Annotated in this window: 10 protein-coding genes; 5 read left to right on the top strand and 5 right to left on the bottom strand. The window is 60.5% G+C overall.

Annotated features, from left to right (window positions below):
• The 5 genes from SVU69_12640 to SVU69_12660 form a co-directional block, all read left to right on the top strand.
• Positions 1-2,978, top strand: a 2,978-nt coding sequence (locus tag SVU69_12640; GenBank protein ID MDY6943844.1) for a baseplate J/gp47 family protein, incomplete at its 5' end; no start/stop codon positions are given.
• A gap of 37 nt (positions 2,979-3,015) precedes the next feature.
• A complete protein-coding gene (locus SVU69_12645; protein MDY6943845.1) occupies positions 3,016-4,566 on the top strand; it encodes a phage tail protein in 1,551 nt (516 codons plus the stop codon).
• The gene (locus SVU69_12650) at positions 4,563-7,631 is read left to right on the top strand and encodes a DUF6519 domain-containing protein (GenBank protein ID MDY6943846.1); all 3,069 of its coding nucleotides are present in this window, start codon (positions 4,563-4,565) and stop codon (positions 7,629-7,631) included. Before SVU69_12645 ends, SVU69_12650 begins: the two co-directional genes overlap by 4 nt.
• 36 nt (positions 7,632-7,667) lie before the next feature.
• Positions 7,668-8,885 (top strand): DUF4157 domain-containing protein, encoded by a 1,218-nt coding sequence (locus tag SVU69_12655; protein ID MDY6943847.1) that lies wholly within the window; start codon positions 7,668-7,670, stop codon positions 8,883-8,885.
• Between the two features lie 201 nt (positions 8,886-9,086).
• The gene (locus tag SVU69_12660) at positions 9,087-9,827 is read left to right on the top strand and encodes a sulfotransferase (protein ID MDY6943848.1); all 741 of its coding nucleotides are present in this window, start codon (positions 9,087-9,089) and stop codon (positions 9,825-9,827) included.
• A 126-nt stretch (positions 9,828-9,953) separates the two neighbouring features.
• On the opposite strand, the gene SVU69_12665 is transcribed toward SVU69_12660, so the two are convergent.
• The 5 genes from SVU69_12665 to SVU69_12685 all read right to left on the bottom strand — a co-directional run.
• Positions 9,954-11,765, bottom strand: a complete 1,812-nt coding sequence (locus tag SVU69_12665; GenBank protein ID MDY6943849.1) for a long-chain-acyl-CoA synthetase — start codon at positions 11,763-11,765, stop codon at positions 9,954-9,956.
• A gap of 212 nt (positions 11,766-11,977) precedes the next feature.
• Complete coding sequence (locus SVU69_12670) at positions 11,978-13,687, bottom strand: VWA domain-containing protein (protein MDY6943850.1); 1,710 nt, start codon at positions 13,685-13,687, stop codon at positions 11,978-11,980.
• Between the two features lie 506 nt (positions 13,688-14,193).
• Positions 14,194-16,344 carry a catalase/peroxidase HPI gene (gene katG, locus SVU69_12675; protein MDY6943851.1) on the bottom strand — a complete coding sequence of 717 codons (2,151 nt, stop codon included), beginning with the start codon at positions 16,342-16,344 and terminating at the stop codon, positions 14,194-14,196.
• Between the two features lie 219 nt (positions 16,345-16,563).
• Positions 16,564-17,433: a delta-class carbonic anhydrase gene (locus tag SVU69_12680; GenBank protein ID MDY6943852.1), complete on the bottom strand. Its 870-nt coding sequence runs from the start codon at positions 17,431-17,433 to the stop codon at positions 16,564-16,566.
• Between the two features lie 446 nt (positions 17,434-17,879).
• On the bottom strand, positions 17,880-18,497 hold a 618-nt coding region (locus tag SVU69_12685; protein ID MDY6943853.1), incomplete at its 5' end, for a sodium/proline symporter.

Below are 18,497 nucleotides of genomic sequence, written 5' to 3' on the forward strand. Positions count from 1 at the left end.
AGTGGGACAATGTCCGCCGCATCGTCGAGATGTTGGACTACCATCCGGCCCCGCCGGCTTCGGCGTCCACGGCGCTGGCGTTGGTTCTGAAGGAGGGCGCAGCCGGCACCGTCGCCGCCGGTTTGCAGTTCAAATACACCCCGCCGGAAGGCGGTGCCCCGGTGATCTTTGAGACCCTGGAAGACCTGGAAGCGGATGCGCAATTAAACGACCTGCGCCCCCGGGATTACGATCGTAATCCCTCGTCGCTTTCCGGCAGCCGATTGCAGCTCGAAGGCGCCATTGATCAGCTTAAAACCGGCGACCCGGTGGTGTTGGAGGATACCCGAAGCGGGGCCTTGCGGGCCTACCGAATTCAAGGTGTGGTGACCTCTGATGACGCCACCCAAATCGACCTCTCGCCCCGCCTCTGGAACGGCTTTGTGGCCGGTCATACGCTCATCCACGTGGTCCCCAAAGATCGGCTCGACCCGCAAGGGCCGGTCCACGCCGGACAAGAGGTCGAAATCGACCGGCAACTGCGGCTGACCGACGTGCCCGCCAGCCTCCTTCCGGGGCAAGTGGTATGGATCAGCGATGGCAAGAACCGATATTTTCGCCGCGTCCAAAGTATTCGCGAGCGGGCGCTGATTTTCGATACCTCGCTGGGCCGGCTCGCGGTCGCACAAGCCACGGTTTCGCCAGTGGTGCACGGCTCGGTTACGCGGGTGGTGGACAGAACCACCGCCGATGGCGGGGACGTGGTAGTGCTCCTGATGGCGGGAGACTGGTCGCGGCTGGGCGGGAGCGCAGTGGCCGATGTCTGCCGCGGGCCCGATGATCGTCAGTCCGTCGTGAGCTATTCGGTCATGGCCGCCAATTATCACCGACCGGAGGTGGAACATGAGTGGGCCGGCTATACCGAGTTGCGCGTGTCGCTGGCCGATGCGCCGGCCGATTGCCAGCTCGTCAATCCGCAGGCCTTGCTGGTGCCGCCAGCCGGGTCCGGTGCCTGGGCCACCGACACCTACCTGGAGAAGGTCGACGGGCACCTGCCGCCCACGCTGACCGTCGCCATCCCGAAGAAAACCGCTGCCGGTGATGTGGCCGTGGTGATGCGGGGCGGGCAAATGGCCTGGGGGCGTTTGTCTCACGTGGCCATTGACGAGCAAACGGAGCAGGCTCAGTTCACCGCGGCCGACGGCTGGCAAGACCGGGGCGGCGCAGACTACTTTCTGGCCGATACCCGCATCTATTCGCATTTCGCTGAGGTTTGCCGTCCGGTGGGCTGGCAGCAGAACGAGGCGCCACTCAGCGGTCGTCGTATTCCCCTGGATTCCGTGCCGGCGGGCCTCAAGCGAGGCCGCGCCGTTGTGGTTTCCCATCAAACCGATTCCGCGGTAGCGCTCAGTACCCGCGTGAGTGCCGTCGACACGGTGCACAAGGAAATCGAGCTGGCCGACGCCTTGCCCAGCGGGTTGACCTACAGCAGCGCCCATCTGACTGCCAATGTGGTGACGGCCGGGCACGGACAGAGCTACGGCGAGAAGGTGTTGGGCAGCGGCCGCGCGACCGAGTCCAATCAGTCATTCTTGTTGGAAGTGGCGGGCGTATCGTTCGTCGCCGATGCCACCCAGGCCAGCGGCGTGCGGGCGGATATCGCGGTTCGCGTGGACGGGCGCGAGTGGAGCCAGGTTTCGAACCTGAACGATTCCCGCGCCGCCGATCATCATTACATCGTTCGCATGACCGAGGCCGGGTTCATCCGAATCCAATTTGGGGACGGTCGTAACGGCCGGCGTCTGCCGACCGGGACCAACAATGTGCGCGTGGCCTACCGTAAAGGCAGTGGTCTGCGGGGCAATATTCCCCCCGACGTGTTGACCAAGCCGGCCAAACCGCATCGCTTGGTTAAAGCGGTCCGGCAGCCTTTGGCGGCCACCGGCGGCAACGACATGGAAGGCGTGGCATCTTTGCGTTCACAGGCGCCGCGGAGCGTGTTGACGCTGGAACGGGCCGTCTCGGTGAGCGATTTCGGCCAGCTGGCCGCCAGCCAAAGCAGCGTATGGCAGGCCCGCGCATTCGAGCGTCCACCCATGGGGCGTCGCCGGGCGGTGATCGAGGTCGTGGTGGTTCCGGCCGGTGGAGGCGAGTTGGGGAGTCTGGCCACGACCCTCACCGACTATTTGCTTGCTCACGCGCTGCCGGGCGTGGATATCCGGGTCTTGCCCTATGAAACCGCAACCTTCGATCTGGACGTCCGGCTGACCGTCGACACCCAGGCGTATGATCCCGACACCGTGCGGGAGACGGTCAGCGCCGCGTTGGCCGCCCGTTTTGCGTTGCCCTCCCGGCGCTTGGGACAGGATCTTTTTCTCAGTGAGGTCTATCAGGTGGTCGAGGCGGTCGCCGGGGTGAGCCATTCCCAAGTTCGGATCGACGGTAACCCGAGTCTGCGTCGTCGCGTCGCCCACGAGCGGGAGGTCTTGGTGCTCGGTGAGCGGGTCGTCACGGTGAACCAGCCGGCCGTCACCGACATGGCCCGATCTTCGCGCAGCGTTCAACCATCCCTTACAACCGGGGTCCGGCGTTCCGTAGACCGCCGGTCGGTGTTCGGCATTCAAGGCGTCGGCGGCGTGTTCGGCCGCGCGCTGCGGCGGCAGGGGATTCGGACCATGGCAGATTTACAGGCATTGGACCCGAATGCCCGCGATTTCGGGATTCCCCACGGGCGTTTGTGGGAAATCAAAACCAAGGCGGCGTTGGTCGGTGAGTTTGCTATCGACGCCACTTGGTCCGCGGCCGTGCTGAATTTGACCTTGGCGCAGGCCGCCGATATGGAGGCCCCGGCGTTGGCGCGTTTGGCGGGTCGCAGCACTGAGGATGTGAACGCCTTACAAGCCGGGGCGCGCCGCATGCAGATGGTGCTGGATGATGAGCTGTTCCAAGGAATTCGACTGCAAGAGTTCGTCCGCGACACTGAGCGCAACGGACCGTGAGATAAGACGATGAAACACCCGAGAAGAGTGCCTATCCATGGCTGATCCCACCGGTACGCGCCAGCGACCCCAAACCCGTGCGGGAGCGCAGCTTTATGGGCTACTACCGGCGGTTTACCGGGATCGAGATAACGCCAGTCCGGAAGATACGGGTGATTTGGCGAAGTTTCTCGACGCCGCCGGGCTACTGCTGGATCAGATTCGGGCCACGCTGGATCAGCGGCTGGCCGACGCCTTTCCGGACAACCCACCGCAAGGCGAAGCCTGTCAGTCCTGGCTGTTGCCGTATTTTGCCCAATCGCTGGACGTGCGTTTGGTGTCCCCCGAGGCCGACGGTCAGCGCGACGAAGTGGCCTACGCCGTGCGTTGGCGTCAGCGCAAAGGCACTTTGGCGGTGGTGGAGCAAATCGCCCAGGCCGTCAGCCAGACCGAGGTGGAAATTCAGGAGGGCTGGCGGCGTGTGGCCATGACCGCCCGGATCGGCACCCCGGTATTACCGGCGGTGGCGTTCGGCGAGCCGGATGTGGCGCCCCGCACGCCGGCCGGCTTTGCCGCTCAACCCGGTTTGCCCGCCGTCACGGTGGATATGCGGCAGACCTCCGGGGCAATGCGGATTGACGACCGGTCTCACCCGATGGCTCGGATATCCCGCTTTGGCGACCAAACCGTGGTGTGGCGCCAAGCGCATCCGCGAGGCGCTCCTTGTCGGCCGAACAGCTACCAGGATGTGTCGCTGCGCACACCGGATATGCGCACGGCGTCCTGGCGCGAGGGTCACATGCATCCGCGCCGGATCTTGCTCTACGTGCCGCCCTGGCACGGCTTCTTCGACCCCGATTGGGCCAACCGGGCGGTGGGCGATGTCCAATTGTCCGATTTGCTCCCGCCGGATCAGCCGCCGGTGCTGGAAGATGTCATCGTCGATGGCACGCTGACGGTGGATGTGGACGATGCCGTGCTCCGCCGCTGCGCCGTCCGTGAGTTGGTGGTGGCCCGGGCGGCGGCGGAAGAGACACGGGTGATCACGGCTGAGGATTGCCTGTTCCAGCGGGTTCGGGTGAAACACGGCACGGCGCAGTTGGTCTATTGCACAGTCTTGGAAATCGCCGCGTTTGAGCGGGTTAACGCCAGCGACTGTTTGTTTGCCGGCCGGCTGATCATTGTCGGTTCCGATCGGCAAAGCTGTATTCGCTACTCGCGCATACCGCCCGATGCACCCCTGGGAAAACTGCGGCTGTATGCCGGCAGCGGCGAGACCAACACCCGGGACTTGCCGGTTTTCAATCAAACGCCGGTGTGTGAATCGCGCGATGACCGCCGGGTGCCGGGCTGGGAGCCGAGTCGCTTTGGCCAATCCGGTTGCGGCGTGTTGCACCCGGCCACCCCGGCGAGCATCGCCCGCGGCGCCGAGGATGGTGGTGAGATGGGGGCCTACCACCACCGCCACCATCGCCTGCGCGAAGACGCGGTTTTGGAAAAGCTTCACGACTACCTGCCGGTGGGGTTGGAGGCCGTCGTGATACCCGACGCGCATCTGCACCAGATTCCGCCGGGGGAAACAATAATAGTTGACGAGGACGGATCATGAAGACCCAGATTTCCCGGAACAGTCACCGGCCGGAACAGCGTTACGCCGGCGTGTACCAGCAACAAGGGCGGATGGTGACCGATGCGGACTGGAATGAGCTGATGGACATCGTCCGCGGTCAGCTTGAGGACGCGCTGGCGGATCTGGTTCAGCGGGGCACACCGCTCGAAGGTGGCGTGCTCATCAACGACGACCTCACCATTCGACCGGGGGTGGTGTACACCAGCGGGGGGCGGGCCATTTTGCCGGGCGTTGCCGACGTGGCGTACGGCGCCCAGCCCGATCTGCCTCGGGTACCGTCTTTACCCGATGGCGAACACGTGTTGTACGCCGATGTGTGGCAGCGCAGCGTGACGGCGCTGGAAGCGCCGGAGTTGGTTGATCCGGCCCTGCATGGTGCCGACACCACCACCCGAACCCAGACGCTGGTTCAGATTAAAGCCTGTCCGGCGACGATCGATCCGGAAAACCCGGCCGAGAACCCAAGCCGGGGCGATGCCCGATTGGACTTGGACCTGCGTGAGAGTACCTCTCGGCGCGACCCCTGCGATCCGTGTGCCCAAGTGACCAGCGACGCCGATACGGGGGTGGGGAATTATCTGTTTCGACTCGAAGTACACCAGGTGCACTGGAGCGGCGGTGCTGTGCCGGTGGTGGACGCGGTAACCCTGAAATGGTCGAGTGAGAACGGCTCGGAACAATGTCGGGCCGGGGACGAGCCGGTGGGCTTTGTCGGTGCCGAGTGGATCTATGAGTTCTACGACCACGACAGCGAGCGTCATTTGGGACGTCATTGGCTGAGCTCGGCCGCCTATCCGCGTATCGGGGTGTTGGTTGCGGACGGTTATCCCAATCCCGTCGATCATCCGGCGGATCGGCCGTTCGTCCGGCGTTGGGACGGTTACTGTGTGCTTCGCCGCAGCGGCTCGAGTTGGCATCTCATGGAAGGTCAGGAGCGGGGCAACGCCTTGAGCGTGGACCCGGTGGGCTTCGACGGCGGGGTCAACGATACGGTGAAGCTCAGCGACCAGTTGGAAGTCCACCTCACCCGCTTGACCTTGCGTTTGGAGCTTCAGAACCGCGTCTTTATGGCGGGTGATTACTGGTTGGCTCCGGTGCGTGAATTGACCCATCAGGCCGAAGGTGCCGACGGTGCGGTGTTGGTCGGCGGCGAACCCAGCGGCGTGGAACACCACTACCTGAAACTGGCCCGTGTGCAAATGGCCAGTGGCTTCCCCACGGCGGTGGCGCGTTTTGACAGTGACGCCGATCGGCGCCGGATGGAATTCCCGGCGCTGACGGCATTGCGGGCCCGGGATGTGGGGTTTGAAGAACGATGCAACGAGTTGTATCACGGCGCCGAGAATGTCCAGCAGGCCCTGGATGCGCTCTGCCAAATCAATGCCGCGGACATCAACTATAAGGTGCCGACCTGCCCCAGAGACCCGCGTGAGCCGCCCACGGTTCAGTCGCTACTGCGAGAGGCATTGCGTGGGCGTTGGCCGGATGGGGACCGGGACGGTAAAGAATCCGTCAAGGATGTGTTGGATGCCTTGTTGTGCGAACTGGACGCGGCCAAACTGCCGTTTTCCAACCCCTGTCCGACACGCTTCGGCACAGCCGACAACGTGCAGGACGCCTTGGCGGCCCTGTGTGAGATTCCGGCCTCGGAAATTAGTTATCAGCCTGATCCGTCCTGTGAATTGTCGGATCAACCGGACGTCACCAATGTGCAGGCGGCGCTGGATGCGCTCTGTGCCCGCCCGACGGGTGGGGGCGGCGGTTGCCGGGTGAGTGTCGGCGAACAGGGCGGGGAGTTTGCCACCGTCAATGAAGCTCTTAAAAAGTTACTGGACGAAGGCCATCGCGACCTGTGCCTGTGTCTGCTGCCGGGCGAGCACGCCGTGCAGGAACCCATCGAGATTTCCGTGGAGAATTTGCACCTGAGCATCACCGGGTGCGAATCATCGTCCAGTCGCCTGCAGTTCGGTTCCCACAGCCTGTCGCTTGAAGCGGGGTCGGTGAGTTTCAGTCGGCTGGGCATGGATCTGTCTGCGGTGCGCACACAAGCGGTGATCAAGGCCGAACAAATCAGCTTCGATGCCGTCACGGCATTCGGTTTTGTGGCAAAAACGCCGCTGCTCGTTCTGGATGCCAGCGATCATTTGCGCCTGAGCGATTCGCGGATCGAGGTGCATACGGCCAAGGCCTTCGAGTTGCCCAAGCAAATCTTGGCACCTTCAGGCGATTGGGTGCGCCTGTTCGACACGCCGGACGGCGCTGCGTTTCGCCGGCAAATCCTTCGGCCTTTAGGGGAAATGATCGCACTCCCGGCCAATCAGCGGCGGGCCATCGTCGATGAAATTTCGCGAAACGTCGAAGCTATGGCCAACGCGCTCAGTCCGCCGGAACGCGCGAGCTACGCGGGCTTTACCCAAGCCCTGGCCGCCCGTCGTCGACCGTCGCTGGAAACTTTGGTAAAGGTAACGGTATTGATTCGCCTGGCCGCCAGCGGCGCGCGCGTGGCGCCCGCGCTGGTGATTTCCAACCCCACGGGGGCGGCCTCCCTGACGGCCAACGAGATTTTGGGCATCACCGGTATTTACGGAACACCGGGCAACAGCGCACCGTCGCACAACGACATCAGCAAGCTGAAAGAACTGATTGAATCGGGTCAGGTGACGTTCGCCACCAGCGATCAGGATCTCCGGTTACACAACAATCGCTTCGGTCGCTTGTCCATTGCGGGCGAGTCCATGGAACAACTCGCCGGCGTGATTGCCGCGGGCGGGGGCGAAGTGACGGGGTTGTTCGCCACCGCCTACATCGCTGAGAATCGATTCCTCTTGCCCGGCAACAGCGTGATGGCCGGTGGACACAGTTGGAACGGCAATCGTTTCGAGTACGAAATGGGTTGGCCCGATTTGGGCCTGAACGCCGGTTTGGTGGTAGGAGAAAATGCCACCTACGTGGCCACTTGCGCCCGGCACAACGACGTTGTGCTCACCGACGCGACCCGGCGCTCGTCGGAGGCGGCGAATCTGGGTATTTCCATTAGCTCCTGATGGGGCGTGAATGCGAACTGTTGGAGGTAAGCGCGGATGTCCAAGCTGTGCCAAGCGCGAAGTGACTTGAACCGGCCGGGTGGGGCAACCCGAACGGTCAAGGCGTCTCGCAGCGGGGTCTATGGCAAAGGCCGCGAGCGGGTCCAACGCATCCTCGCCGAGGGTTTTCCGGATGGGGCACAAGCCCAACCCATCCGCCGGGGTGCTTCGGGAGGCGACGCACTTTTCCGCCAGCCACTGACGCCGGATCGTACCGGCGGAGTGATTCGCCCGTATCGGGTGGACGATACGGACCGCGAGTTTCTGGTCACTCCCCAAGCGAAGGGCGCGGAACCGTCATCCCAAGCCCAAACGCCAGTCGAGGCGGAAGAAGAAATCCCGGTCCAACGCAAAGCGGGTTCGTCATCCCAGCAGGGAGGAACGTTGAGCGGGGCGCAGGAAAGTAATGTCCGCTCGCTCGCGGCGGGCGGCGAGCCGCTCAATCAAACGACCCGGTCGTTTTTCGAACCCCGCATGGGCACGGATTTGGGTGATGTCAGGGTGCATGCCGACGCTCGCAGCGGGCAATTAGCCCAGCAACTGAACGCGCGGGCCTTCGCATATGGTCAACACGTGGTGTTCGCGCCGGGCGAGTATCAGCCGGAGTCTACGGCCGGGCGGCGACTGCTCGCCCATGAGTTGACCCATGTGCTTCAGCAGCGGGATGCCGAACCCGCGGCCCAACCCATACGCCGCGAGGTGGCCCATTGGTACTCACCCTGGCTGCAGGATTTTGAATACGGTTCGGGCAGTTCGTTCGTGCCCATTAACGTTGAGCTGGGCTCGGCGAGGGATGTGGATTCGGGTTGGACTCGCGATGCGACCAGCTCGGCACTGCTCGCCGGGGTAACGGCTCTGAGCGGTGCCATTATCAGCAAGCGACTGGGGGCGTGGTTCCTCGGCGCTGGGCTGGCCGCCTATTCCGCCTACGAAGGCGTCCACGTCGAGGAGCGGGTGTGGGGCAAATTGATCGATTTTCACGAGTGGTACGGCCGCTACCGCGTGAATGTCGTAACGGGCAATACCGTCGCGGTGGATTTCCACGGGGTCGGTCCCACGCAAACGACCCTGATGATTCCGTATTACTTCCAGGAGCGTGTGGCCGATGCCGACGGCAATTCCTTGTACGAGCATACGCGCTTTGAGATGAACATTCCCGGTGTGCCCGCGTTGCCGCCCGCCTTTCCCGAGCACAGCTACGGCGACTTCGATTGAGGGCGTGGCCGGACACGCGTTGTCACACACGCAGTGTGCTCGCTGCGATCGTCCCCGGGCTCCCACGCTATGGTCGGTGATCGGATCGGTTGAGGTTTGGCGCGTCGGCGTCGAGTCATGGGGTGGTCGGAACGACTTTGGCCCCAACCCCGGTGAGGTTGGGCCATTGGCGGAATCCATTCTGTATTGGAGGTCACGACGGTGGCTTTGAAGCTCATCGGTGCCGGATTCGGTCGCACCGGCACCATGTCGACATACACCGCTCTCAATCAGCTGGGGTTTCCTTGTTATCACATGGTGGAGGTGCTGGATAACAAGGAAAACGCTTCACATCTGGATTTTTGGCGCAAAGTGGCCAACGATCCGCCCGGTGTGCGGCATGACTGGGAGCAGGTCTTCTCGGGCTATACCGCGGCGGTCGATAACCCGGCCTGCTGTGTATGGCGCGAGCTGATGGCAGCTTATCCCGATGCCAAGGTCCTTCTGACGCTGCATCCTCGGGGTGCGGAGGCTTGGTACGAAAGTACCCTCGACACCATCTATTTCACAGAAACGATGTGGCAGTTCAAGGTGCTGGAGCTCTTCACGCCGTTCGGCCGCAAGATGGGAGAGATGTCTCGCAAGCTCATCTGGCAGCGTTCTCATCAAGGCACCATGCGCAGCCGAGACGAGGCCGTAGCCCATTACCAACGGCACATTGAGGACGTTAAGGCGTTCGTGCCGCCCGATCGGCTGCTGATCTTCTCGGTCGATCAGGGTTGGAAACCGCTGTGTGAGTTTCTCGGGGTTCCGGAGCCGGCCACGGCGTTTCCCAGTGTCAACGACCGGGCCGCTATCAAGGAAACAATCAAGGGTATCACCCGGGGCGCCTATGTGATCCTGGGGGTTGGGGCCTTGGCTCTGACAGCAGTCGCTTACGGCTTGGCTCGTTTGTTGTTCTGAACGGGCTTGGCGGGCGCCGACGCTAACCGGCAGCGCTTCTTGGCGCTTGATAGGGTCAACGGCGGCCCCGGCTTATCAGGCCGGGGCCGTGTTGATGCGAGATTCAGAGCTATTCGACGCGTTTGCTCACATGCGGTAAGCGCCGCTGTCGATTTCGCGCTGCAACTCGGCCGTTAACGGAACGTACTCGGTCGCTTTGGGCAACAGCACGTAGAGCGGTTCGGGGCAGTGGGCGACGTCGTAGCCTTCTTTTTTAAGGTCCGCCTTCTTGTATTTGAAGGTGCCCGTGGTGTCGATATTTTCCTTTACGCGCAAGAATATCGGCACGGCATAGGGCGGCAGGTTGTCGTGGAGGTGGACATATAATTTTGCGAAATCCAGGTGTTTTCCGGGTAGCGGCGTAATACTCGCCATCCCCGCTTTGCCATTGGTTTCCGGGATTTCCACGCCGTAGACTGCGCAATCCGCCACTTCCGGGACCGCCGCGATGATGTTCTCCACTTCGGTGGTGGATACGTTCTCGCCTTTCCAGCGGAAGGTGTCACCCAAGCGATCAACGAATTGATAGTGCGCACAACCGATACCACGCAACAAATCGCCGGTGTTGAACCAGGCGTCCCCTTTTTCGAACACATCGCGCAAAATGGCCGCCTCGGTCTTTTCTTTTTGTGTGTAACCGACGAAGGGCGTGCTTTCGGTGATCTTTCCGATTAACAGGCCGGGCTCCCCTTTTTCCACTTTGATACAGAAGCCATCCGCACGGCGCACGATTTCTTCGCGTTCACGATCGTATTTGATCAGTATGGCGCGACCGACGCCAACCGTATTGTCAAAGTTAAAAATATTGACGAACCCGGTATTTCCCTCGCTGGAACCATAAAATTCCAGAATGTGCGGAACTTTGAATCGTGTCTTGAATTCTTTCCAAATTCCCGGGCGCAAACCGTTCCCGAACATTTTCTTCAAGCTGTGTTGGCCATCCGTCGGTTGGGCGGGCTGGTTCAAGAGGTAGCGGCACATCTCTCCGACATAACCGAAGATTGTCGCTTGATACCGATTGATATCGTCCCAGAACTCCGAAGCGCTGAACCGTCGCCGAACCACCACCGCAGCGCCTGTTGCCACGATCGAGCCCCAGCACGCGATTAGGCCGGTTGCGTGATAAAGCGGCAGGGGCAGGTAGTAAATGTCTTTATCGGTGAGTTGCATCGCCACGTTGATTCCGGCGCCCGCGTTGCAATACCGGTTGTGGTCAGTCACTGCGGCCTTCGGCATGCCGGTTGTCCCGGAGGTATAAATGTAGACGTAATGATCTTCCCGGGTCAGCTCGTGTGAGTCGGGGAGATTGGTTGCCGGAAACTGCCGGCTTTCGGCGATGATGTTGTGGTAGTTCGTTGGCACCGCACCCGGATCGGCCTGTACGTCGGAATCGGCCACACCGAAAATCATGTCCTTTTCGATTTGAATGTCCGGGCGGATTTCATCAAAGGGTTCCACCAACTCCTCGCCGACAATCGCGGCGACGGGCGAGACCAGATTGATACTGTGCGCGAGGACCTTGCGGGTCTGCGAGGTGTTGAGCAACGCCGTGCAGGCTCCGGCCTTGGCGATGCCGACCAGCGAGATCAGAAACTCAGGGCGGTTGTGCATGTATAGGGCCACCACGTCGCCCCGTTTGACGCCTCTACTGTGTAAGTAGTGGGCGATCTTGTTGGCTTCTTGATTGAACTGGCTGTAGGTGAGGGTTCGGTCCTCGTAGTAAATCGCAATATTGTTGGGGAATCTCTCGACCGTGCGTTGGAACAGCAAGGGCATTGAATCATGCGGATCTTTATTTCTGATCGCTCGCACCGCTTTGAATATGGCGGGTAGCCTCACCATCAAATTGGGTAGCCGCGCGATCAGCTGGGTAGGGCGGATTAAGTCCGTATCGTTCATTTCTTTGCGTCTCCGTTGCTTGGTCTTGATCATCCGTGTCGTGCCTTAGCTTCAAGCCCTGGCACTGTGATATCGCTAAAAATCGGCGACTATACTAGTCGTTCAATGCCGCCATGGCGAGGCGGGGGCGTGTGGTCCGCACCCGCAAACAGACGCCGCCTCGAGCTTACGCTTGGGGGCAAGAAGGGACTCTGCCCTGCTGTTGCTTTAAATCAAAATTGAACCTTCTGGTCGATTTCGTCGCCGTTTTCGATGGTGATGCCCCGTAACCATTGCTCTTGTTTGATCTGTCCGGCGCGGACATGGATGTCGTAGGCTCCCGGTTTGAGCGTGAAGGTGGGGCCTCCGCCGGTGGCGCGGCCGATTTCTTCCTCCGAACCGGCGGGATAGACGCTAACCGCCAGATAGAGCTTTTTACCGTCCGGCCCGAAGGCCGTGACTTTGATTTTGCCCAGGGCGAAGCGCACCTGTTGTTCGATTTCATCGTCCGCCTGGAGCACGATGTTGCGTAGCCATTGGTCTTCCTTGATGGGCGAGCAGGTGACTTTGACATCGTATGCGCCCGGCAACAGCGTGAAGCGGTGCTTGGAACCGTTGTGTCTTAAAAGCTGTTCATCGGTTCCGGCGCTGTAGACCGTGGCCGAGGAGTAAAGGGCCTTTTCATTGCCATCCAGAGTGACGATGGTCAGCTGGCTTTGGGCAAAAACCACCTCCTTTTCAAGCTGCTCGCCACCCTCAAGGGTGAGACCGCGCAACCACTGCTGCGTTTTGGTGGGGCTGTGTGAAATCCGGATATCGTAAGTTCCGGCAGGCAGCGTAAAGACATGCTGGGAACCGTTATGCCTGAGAAGCTCTTCATCGGTTCCAGCCTGAAAGACGACGGCGGATGAATAAATGGCTTCGTTTTTTCCATCCACGCTTTTGACCTTTAACGTGGCGGGCGCGAACACGGCATCTTTTTCGGTCAGGCGGTTTTCCTCCACCGCCACATCGTCGAAAACGAGGGTTTGATCGAGACTGGAGTAGTGGACTTCGACCCGGTAACTACCGGCTGGTAGTGAATAGCGCTGGGCCCCGCCGGCGCTGGCGGCGATCTGCTTGCCGTCCTTGAACACCTTGACTGAGACGAAAAGGGGCTTTTGATTGATATCCAGGCCTCTGACGAGCAGGTTATGGGGCAACGCCGCCTTGACCACTTCGTTGAGAGCCGATTGGAGTTCCTCGGCGCTGTTGGCCGCAACCAACAACCCATCGGAGGGTTCGGTGATGCATTTGAGCTGATCCATGGCCTCGCCCGTGAGATCAAACCCTACCACATGGATTTTTGCCACCACCCCGGACGCCGCCAAATCCCTGGCCACTTGGCAGGGGTCGGCATCGCAGGATTCAATGCCATCGGTGACCAGAATAATCGTGTTGTGACCCTCGCGACCCTTGAACGTGTCGGCGACGCGCATAAGGGATGTGGCAATGGGGGTTTTGCCTTTGGGGGTGATGGATTCGATTTTCTCGATGAGAATCTTTTTGTTGAGCGGCTGGAGCGAAACCAGTTGCTCCACGTCCTGACAATCCCCTTGACGGCGGTGCCCATAGGCTGTGAGTCCCGCGGTGGTGGTGTCGGGCAGATTCTGGACCAAGTCAGTCATGACCTCTTTGGCGATTTCTATTTTGGTTTTGCCTTGCACCTGCCCCCACATGGAGCCGGAACCATCCAGAATGAACATGAGGGCGCCGGAATCATCGGCGGCCGCGGCCGAGCTTGAAGATGCTTCCGGTTCTGCCTGGGCAAGTATTGCGTCCGCCGAAACGGTTGCCGCATCGGCCTGAGGGGGGCTGGCGAACCCCGTGCTGGTGAGCAGGCATAGACCGATCAGCCAAACCAGGAAAAGAGTCTTGTTTAGTAGTGTCCCCAGAATTTTCATGATCCTTGTCCTTAGCTTCTCTTGAGCCCAGAGGGCGGTCCTTAAAAACCATGCGGGTCGCGCTACGCGTCAGACAGGATCCGCGCGACATCCACGATTCCCCGGTGTCCGGTTCGGCATGCCCCAACCCGACGTACTACCACCCATAATACAAAAAGGGCGAAAGCGATTATGCGTGATGAAATCAATCCTCCGATCGGTCCACAAGGCGGCCGGATTGATCCACAGCACCTGCACGCCGACGAACCCATTCAATGGCGTCATCGGGGCACCTGAGTTGGGCAAGACTGGAATAACCGGCTTCAGAAGTAGGACGCCGATGGGTCAAACGGGCAGCGGGTTGTTCGCCGGATGCGGACTAAAAGTGCGGCGATGCCGCGTCTCTTGGTGGGTATTGTTCGCTTGTGATGGCGGCCGCTACCGGTCAGCGGCGGTTGTTTGTTCGCTCAGTGGCGGGGTTGCCCCCACGCCGCTTCGCTGGGCGGCGTAGGGGCGGGTGCCACGCATCAGGCCAGATCGAAACGATCGGCGTTCATCACCTTGGTCCAGGCGGCGACGAAGTCCTGAACGAATTTTTGCTTGTTGTCATCCTGTGCATAGACTTCGGCATAGGCGCGGAGGACGGAGTTGGAGCCGAATACCAGATCCACTCGCGTCGCCGTCCATTTCACCGCATCCGTCTGGCGATCGCGGATTTCATACAGGTGATTGCCCGTCGGCTTCCATGTGTAACCCATGTCCGTGAGATTCACGAAGAAGTCGTTGGTCAACACACCGACACGATCGGTGAACACGCCATGTGGGGTGCCGCCGTGGTTGGTGCCCAGCACACGCATACCACCGATGAGCGCCGTCATCTCGGGCGCGGTCAGCCCCATGAGTTGTGTGCGGTCGAGCAGCAGCTCTTCCGCGCTCACGGCATAGTCTTGCTTGAGCCAGTTGCGGTACCCGTCGTGGACGGGTTCCAGTACATCGAATGCCTCGGCATCGGTCATCTCGTCCGTTGCGTCCCCACGACCGGGCGAGAACGGAACGCTTATCTCAAACCCCGCCGCTTTGGCGGCTTGCTCCACGCCGAGGTTTCCTGCCAGCACAATCACATCCGCGATGCTGGCGCCACTGTCGGCCGCAATCGGTTCCAGCACCGCCAGTACCTTGGCGAGGCGGGTGGGCTCGTTGCCTTGCCAGTCTTTTTGTGGTGACAGCCGAATGCGCGCACCGTTGGCGCCGCCACGGCAATCCGAACCACGGAACGTTCTGGCACTGTCCCAGGCGGTGGCGACCATCTCGCCGATACTCAAACCGCTGTCAGCGATTTTGCGCTTAAGGGCTTGAACATCGTAGTCGGTGCGCCCGGCTGGAATCGGGTCCTGCCAGATCAGGTCTTCGGCGGGCACATCGGGACCGATGTAGCGTGCCTTCGGCCCCATGTCGCGATGGGTCAACTTGAACCAAGCCCGTGCGAAGACTTCGGAGAAGTAGGCCGGGTCGTTGTAAAAGCGCTCGGCGATCTTGCGATAGTCCGGGTCCATTTTCATGGCCATGTCGGCATCGGTCATGATCGGGTTGTGGCGTATCGAAGGGTCTTCCGCATCAACCGGCTTGTCTTCTTCCTTAATATTGATGGGCTCCCACTGCCAAGCACCGGCGGGGCTTTTTTTGAGTTCCCACTCGTGGTTGAGCAGGAGCTGAAAATAACCGTTGTCCCACTGTGTGGGGTGGGTTGTCCACGCGCCTTCGATCCCGCTGGTCACGGCGTCTTTGCCGATGCCTCGGCTGGTTTTGTTGATCCAGCCCAGACCTTGTTCTTCCACGTCGGCTGCTTCCGGGTCGGGCCCCAACTCCGCTGCGTTACCATTGCCATGACATTTGCCGACGGTGTGTCCACCGGCGGTTAGCGCCACCGTTTCCTCGTCGTTCATCGCCATGCGGGCAAAGGTTTCACGCACTTCCTGCGCGCTTTTGAGCGGATCGGGCTTGCCGTCCACGCCTTCCGGGTTGACATAAATGAGCCCCATTTGCACCGCCGCCAGCGGATTTTCCAGCGATTGCGGGTTGGCGTCGTTGTCGTAACGCTCTCGCCCCAGCCATTCCTTTTCGGAACCCCAGTAGATGTCTTTCTCCGGATGCCAGATGTCTTCCCGGCCGAAAGCGAACCCGAAGGTTTTCAGTCCCATCGACTCATACGCAATGGTGCCGGCATAGGCGATCAGATCCGCCCAACTGAGCGCGTTGCCGTATTTCTTTTTGATGGGCCAAAGCAGGCGGCGCGCCTTGTCCAGATTTCCGTTGTCCGGCCAGGAATTGATGGGCGCAAAGCGCTGGTTGCCGGTTGCGGCGCCGCCGCGACCGTCCGCGGCGCGATAGGTGCCGGCGGCATGCCAAGACATGCGAATCATCAGGCCACCGTAGTGCCCCCAGTCCGCCGGCCACCAGGGCTGGCTGTCTGTCATCAGCGCGTGCAGGTCTTTCTTGAGCGCAGCCACGTCAAGCTGCTTAAGCGCTTCGCGATAGTCGAAGTCCGGCGCCATGGGATTCGTCTTGCGATCGTGCTGATGCAAAATGTCGAGGTTGAGCGCTTTGGGCCACCAATCCATGTTGGACATGCCGCGCTCAGTGACACCGCCGTGCATCACCGGACACTTTTTCTCGGACATCATCTACGCTCCTGTTGTCATCGGGGGTTGTGACTTTCGCCAGCTAAGTGTTTAGCTCATCGGCCAACATAATGTCCGCCATATTCGGTGTTTCATCAAACCGTTTATTTTTATCTTATTGATCGATATTTTAGATCAATGCAGGCGGCGGAGCGTTTAGAGCCAGAGGCGCAATCCGCCAGCGCCGATTGCGCCCCCACCCCGGCCGTTCCGCGAAGACTACCGCCGGATTTCGGACAACAGATCCGGGTTGGTCACGAGGTTTCTTACCCCATGGGCGTGGTCTTCGTCGAAGACATTGCCTTTGCACCACTTACCCACCGAATGGATATTGACCTTGGCGACCTTGGGCCGAACGCTCCAGCTTACTTGAAAAGGCGAGCCGGTTTCGTTGTAAGCGGGGCCGGTGGTGGAGCCGGTGTATTCCACGGGCGTGCCTGTGTCGTTGGGGATATTCAGCGCTTGGTGGAAGCCGTTTCGCTCCGCATGCCGGGTCAGTTCGCCGAAATCACCGGCGCCGGTGTCGTTCACCAGAACGTAAACCTGGGTTTCGACCCGCAGTTGCGGATTTTTAATGGATTCGTTTAAACACGCGCCCAACGTCGGGCCGGGGCTTATGGGGGCGGTGGAATGCACGTAGTGGACTTCAATCGTGTCTCCGGGGTAAAGACCACCGTGTTCACTGGGGCAAATTTCGTTTGCTACCGGCGCCAACTCACGCTTTGTGAGCTCTCCGGAATACCGGTAGCCGGTGAGGTATCCCTGGCCATCGCCGTTGCCGGCATACTGGGTGAACTCACCGCCTTTGTGCTCGGCATTTTTGTGAAAATGAATATTGCACAGATTCATCTGCGAGTACGCGGGGGCGGCGTTGAAAACAACGTTGTTACGACCGTCGGCTGAGTCAATATCGCGGGGCGATTGCGGCCCAAACCCTTTGCCTTCTGTATGACTCGCCAAGTTGTGGCGCTGCTGGGCAATCAGTTGATCAGAAACCGCATCGTGGCCGCCCGAGTGAGCGTCTTTGGCCATAACGGCAAACGGCATCATTGCCGCCGTTGCTAGAACGAGAAGCATTTTTGCTCTCATGGTTCCACTCCTAAATCGCTGGTGGGGCTGGGGGCCTACGCTATAGGGATCGGGCGGCGATGGACCCAGGAATCGTCGAAAAGCGAATTGGCAGCAAGTGTAGCGAGCGGAAATCCCCTTGGCCATCTCCGGCCATACAGGTGATGGCCAAACACAAGCGGGGCGAATGCCGCCCAATTCAACCGCAGCGGGTGCGTCGTGAGGCGTTGACGGTGAACTTTTATGGGGAAATCGAACCGTGACCCATCCCGGCCATGGGTCAGCCCGGCGCGATCGTGGAAGATGACGTCGGGTAGCACGCCCTGGCGCTCGGCCAGGCGGGTTGCGACCTTACATTCAACCAGGGGCCTAGCCACCCAGTGAAGCAGCATGGCCGAGAAGCAAAAGACGAGACCTGACCCCGTTATTCGTTACAAACGTGGTTTAGCCTTCACTGTCTGCCGGGATTAGTTGTTTGAAGCTTTGCGCGTGTTTAGCGTGCTGGCCACATACAAAACCGCAGAGCCGGCAATGATTCCGGGCAAGCCTTCGTAAACCATTGCCTGCAGGCCGAAATAACGCCAAGCGAGGGCGACTGCAAACCCGGTGACCATGGCGAGAATGCTGACGATCTGGGTTGGCCTATGGCCAAGGCATAAAAAGATCAGCAGCGGCGCAAACGCACTGGCTAGCCCCGACCACGCCATAATCACCATACTGAAAACGCTTTGATTATTTGAAAGCGCGAGGAAGAGGGCGGCTGCCGTGACCAGAATCGTCGTCAGTTTTAGTAGCGGGGTTCTTTCGATTTTGTGGGGCAGGATGTCGTGGGTGATGGCCGCTGAGCAGCTTAATACCAGCGAGTCCGCGGTCGACATGGTCGCGGCAAAAATGCCTGCCAGAATTAGCCCGACGAGTACCGGAGGCAGTAACTGTTGTGCCATGGTTGGCAGGGCAAGTTCCGCGTCGAAGGCGCCGGTATCCGCCAGATAGATTCGCGACAGCATCCCCACGCCGGTCGCCATGAAATAAAAGGCGGTGAACCAAAGGTAGTACCAGCCTTTGGCATTTCTCATATTCCCGGA

Source organism: Pseudomonadota bacterium, assembly GCA_034189865.1.
Taxonomy (GTDB): Bacteria; Pseudomonadota; Gammaproteobacteria; order UBA5335; family UBA5335; genus JAXHTV01.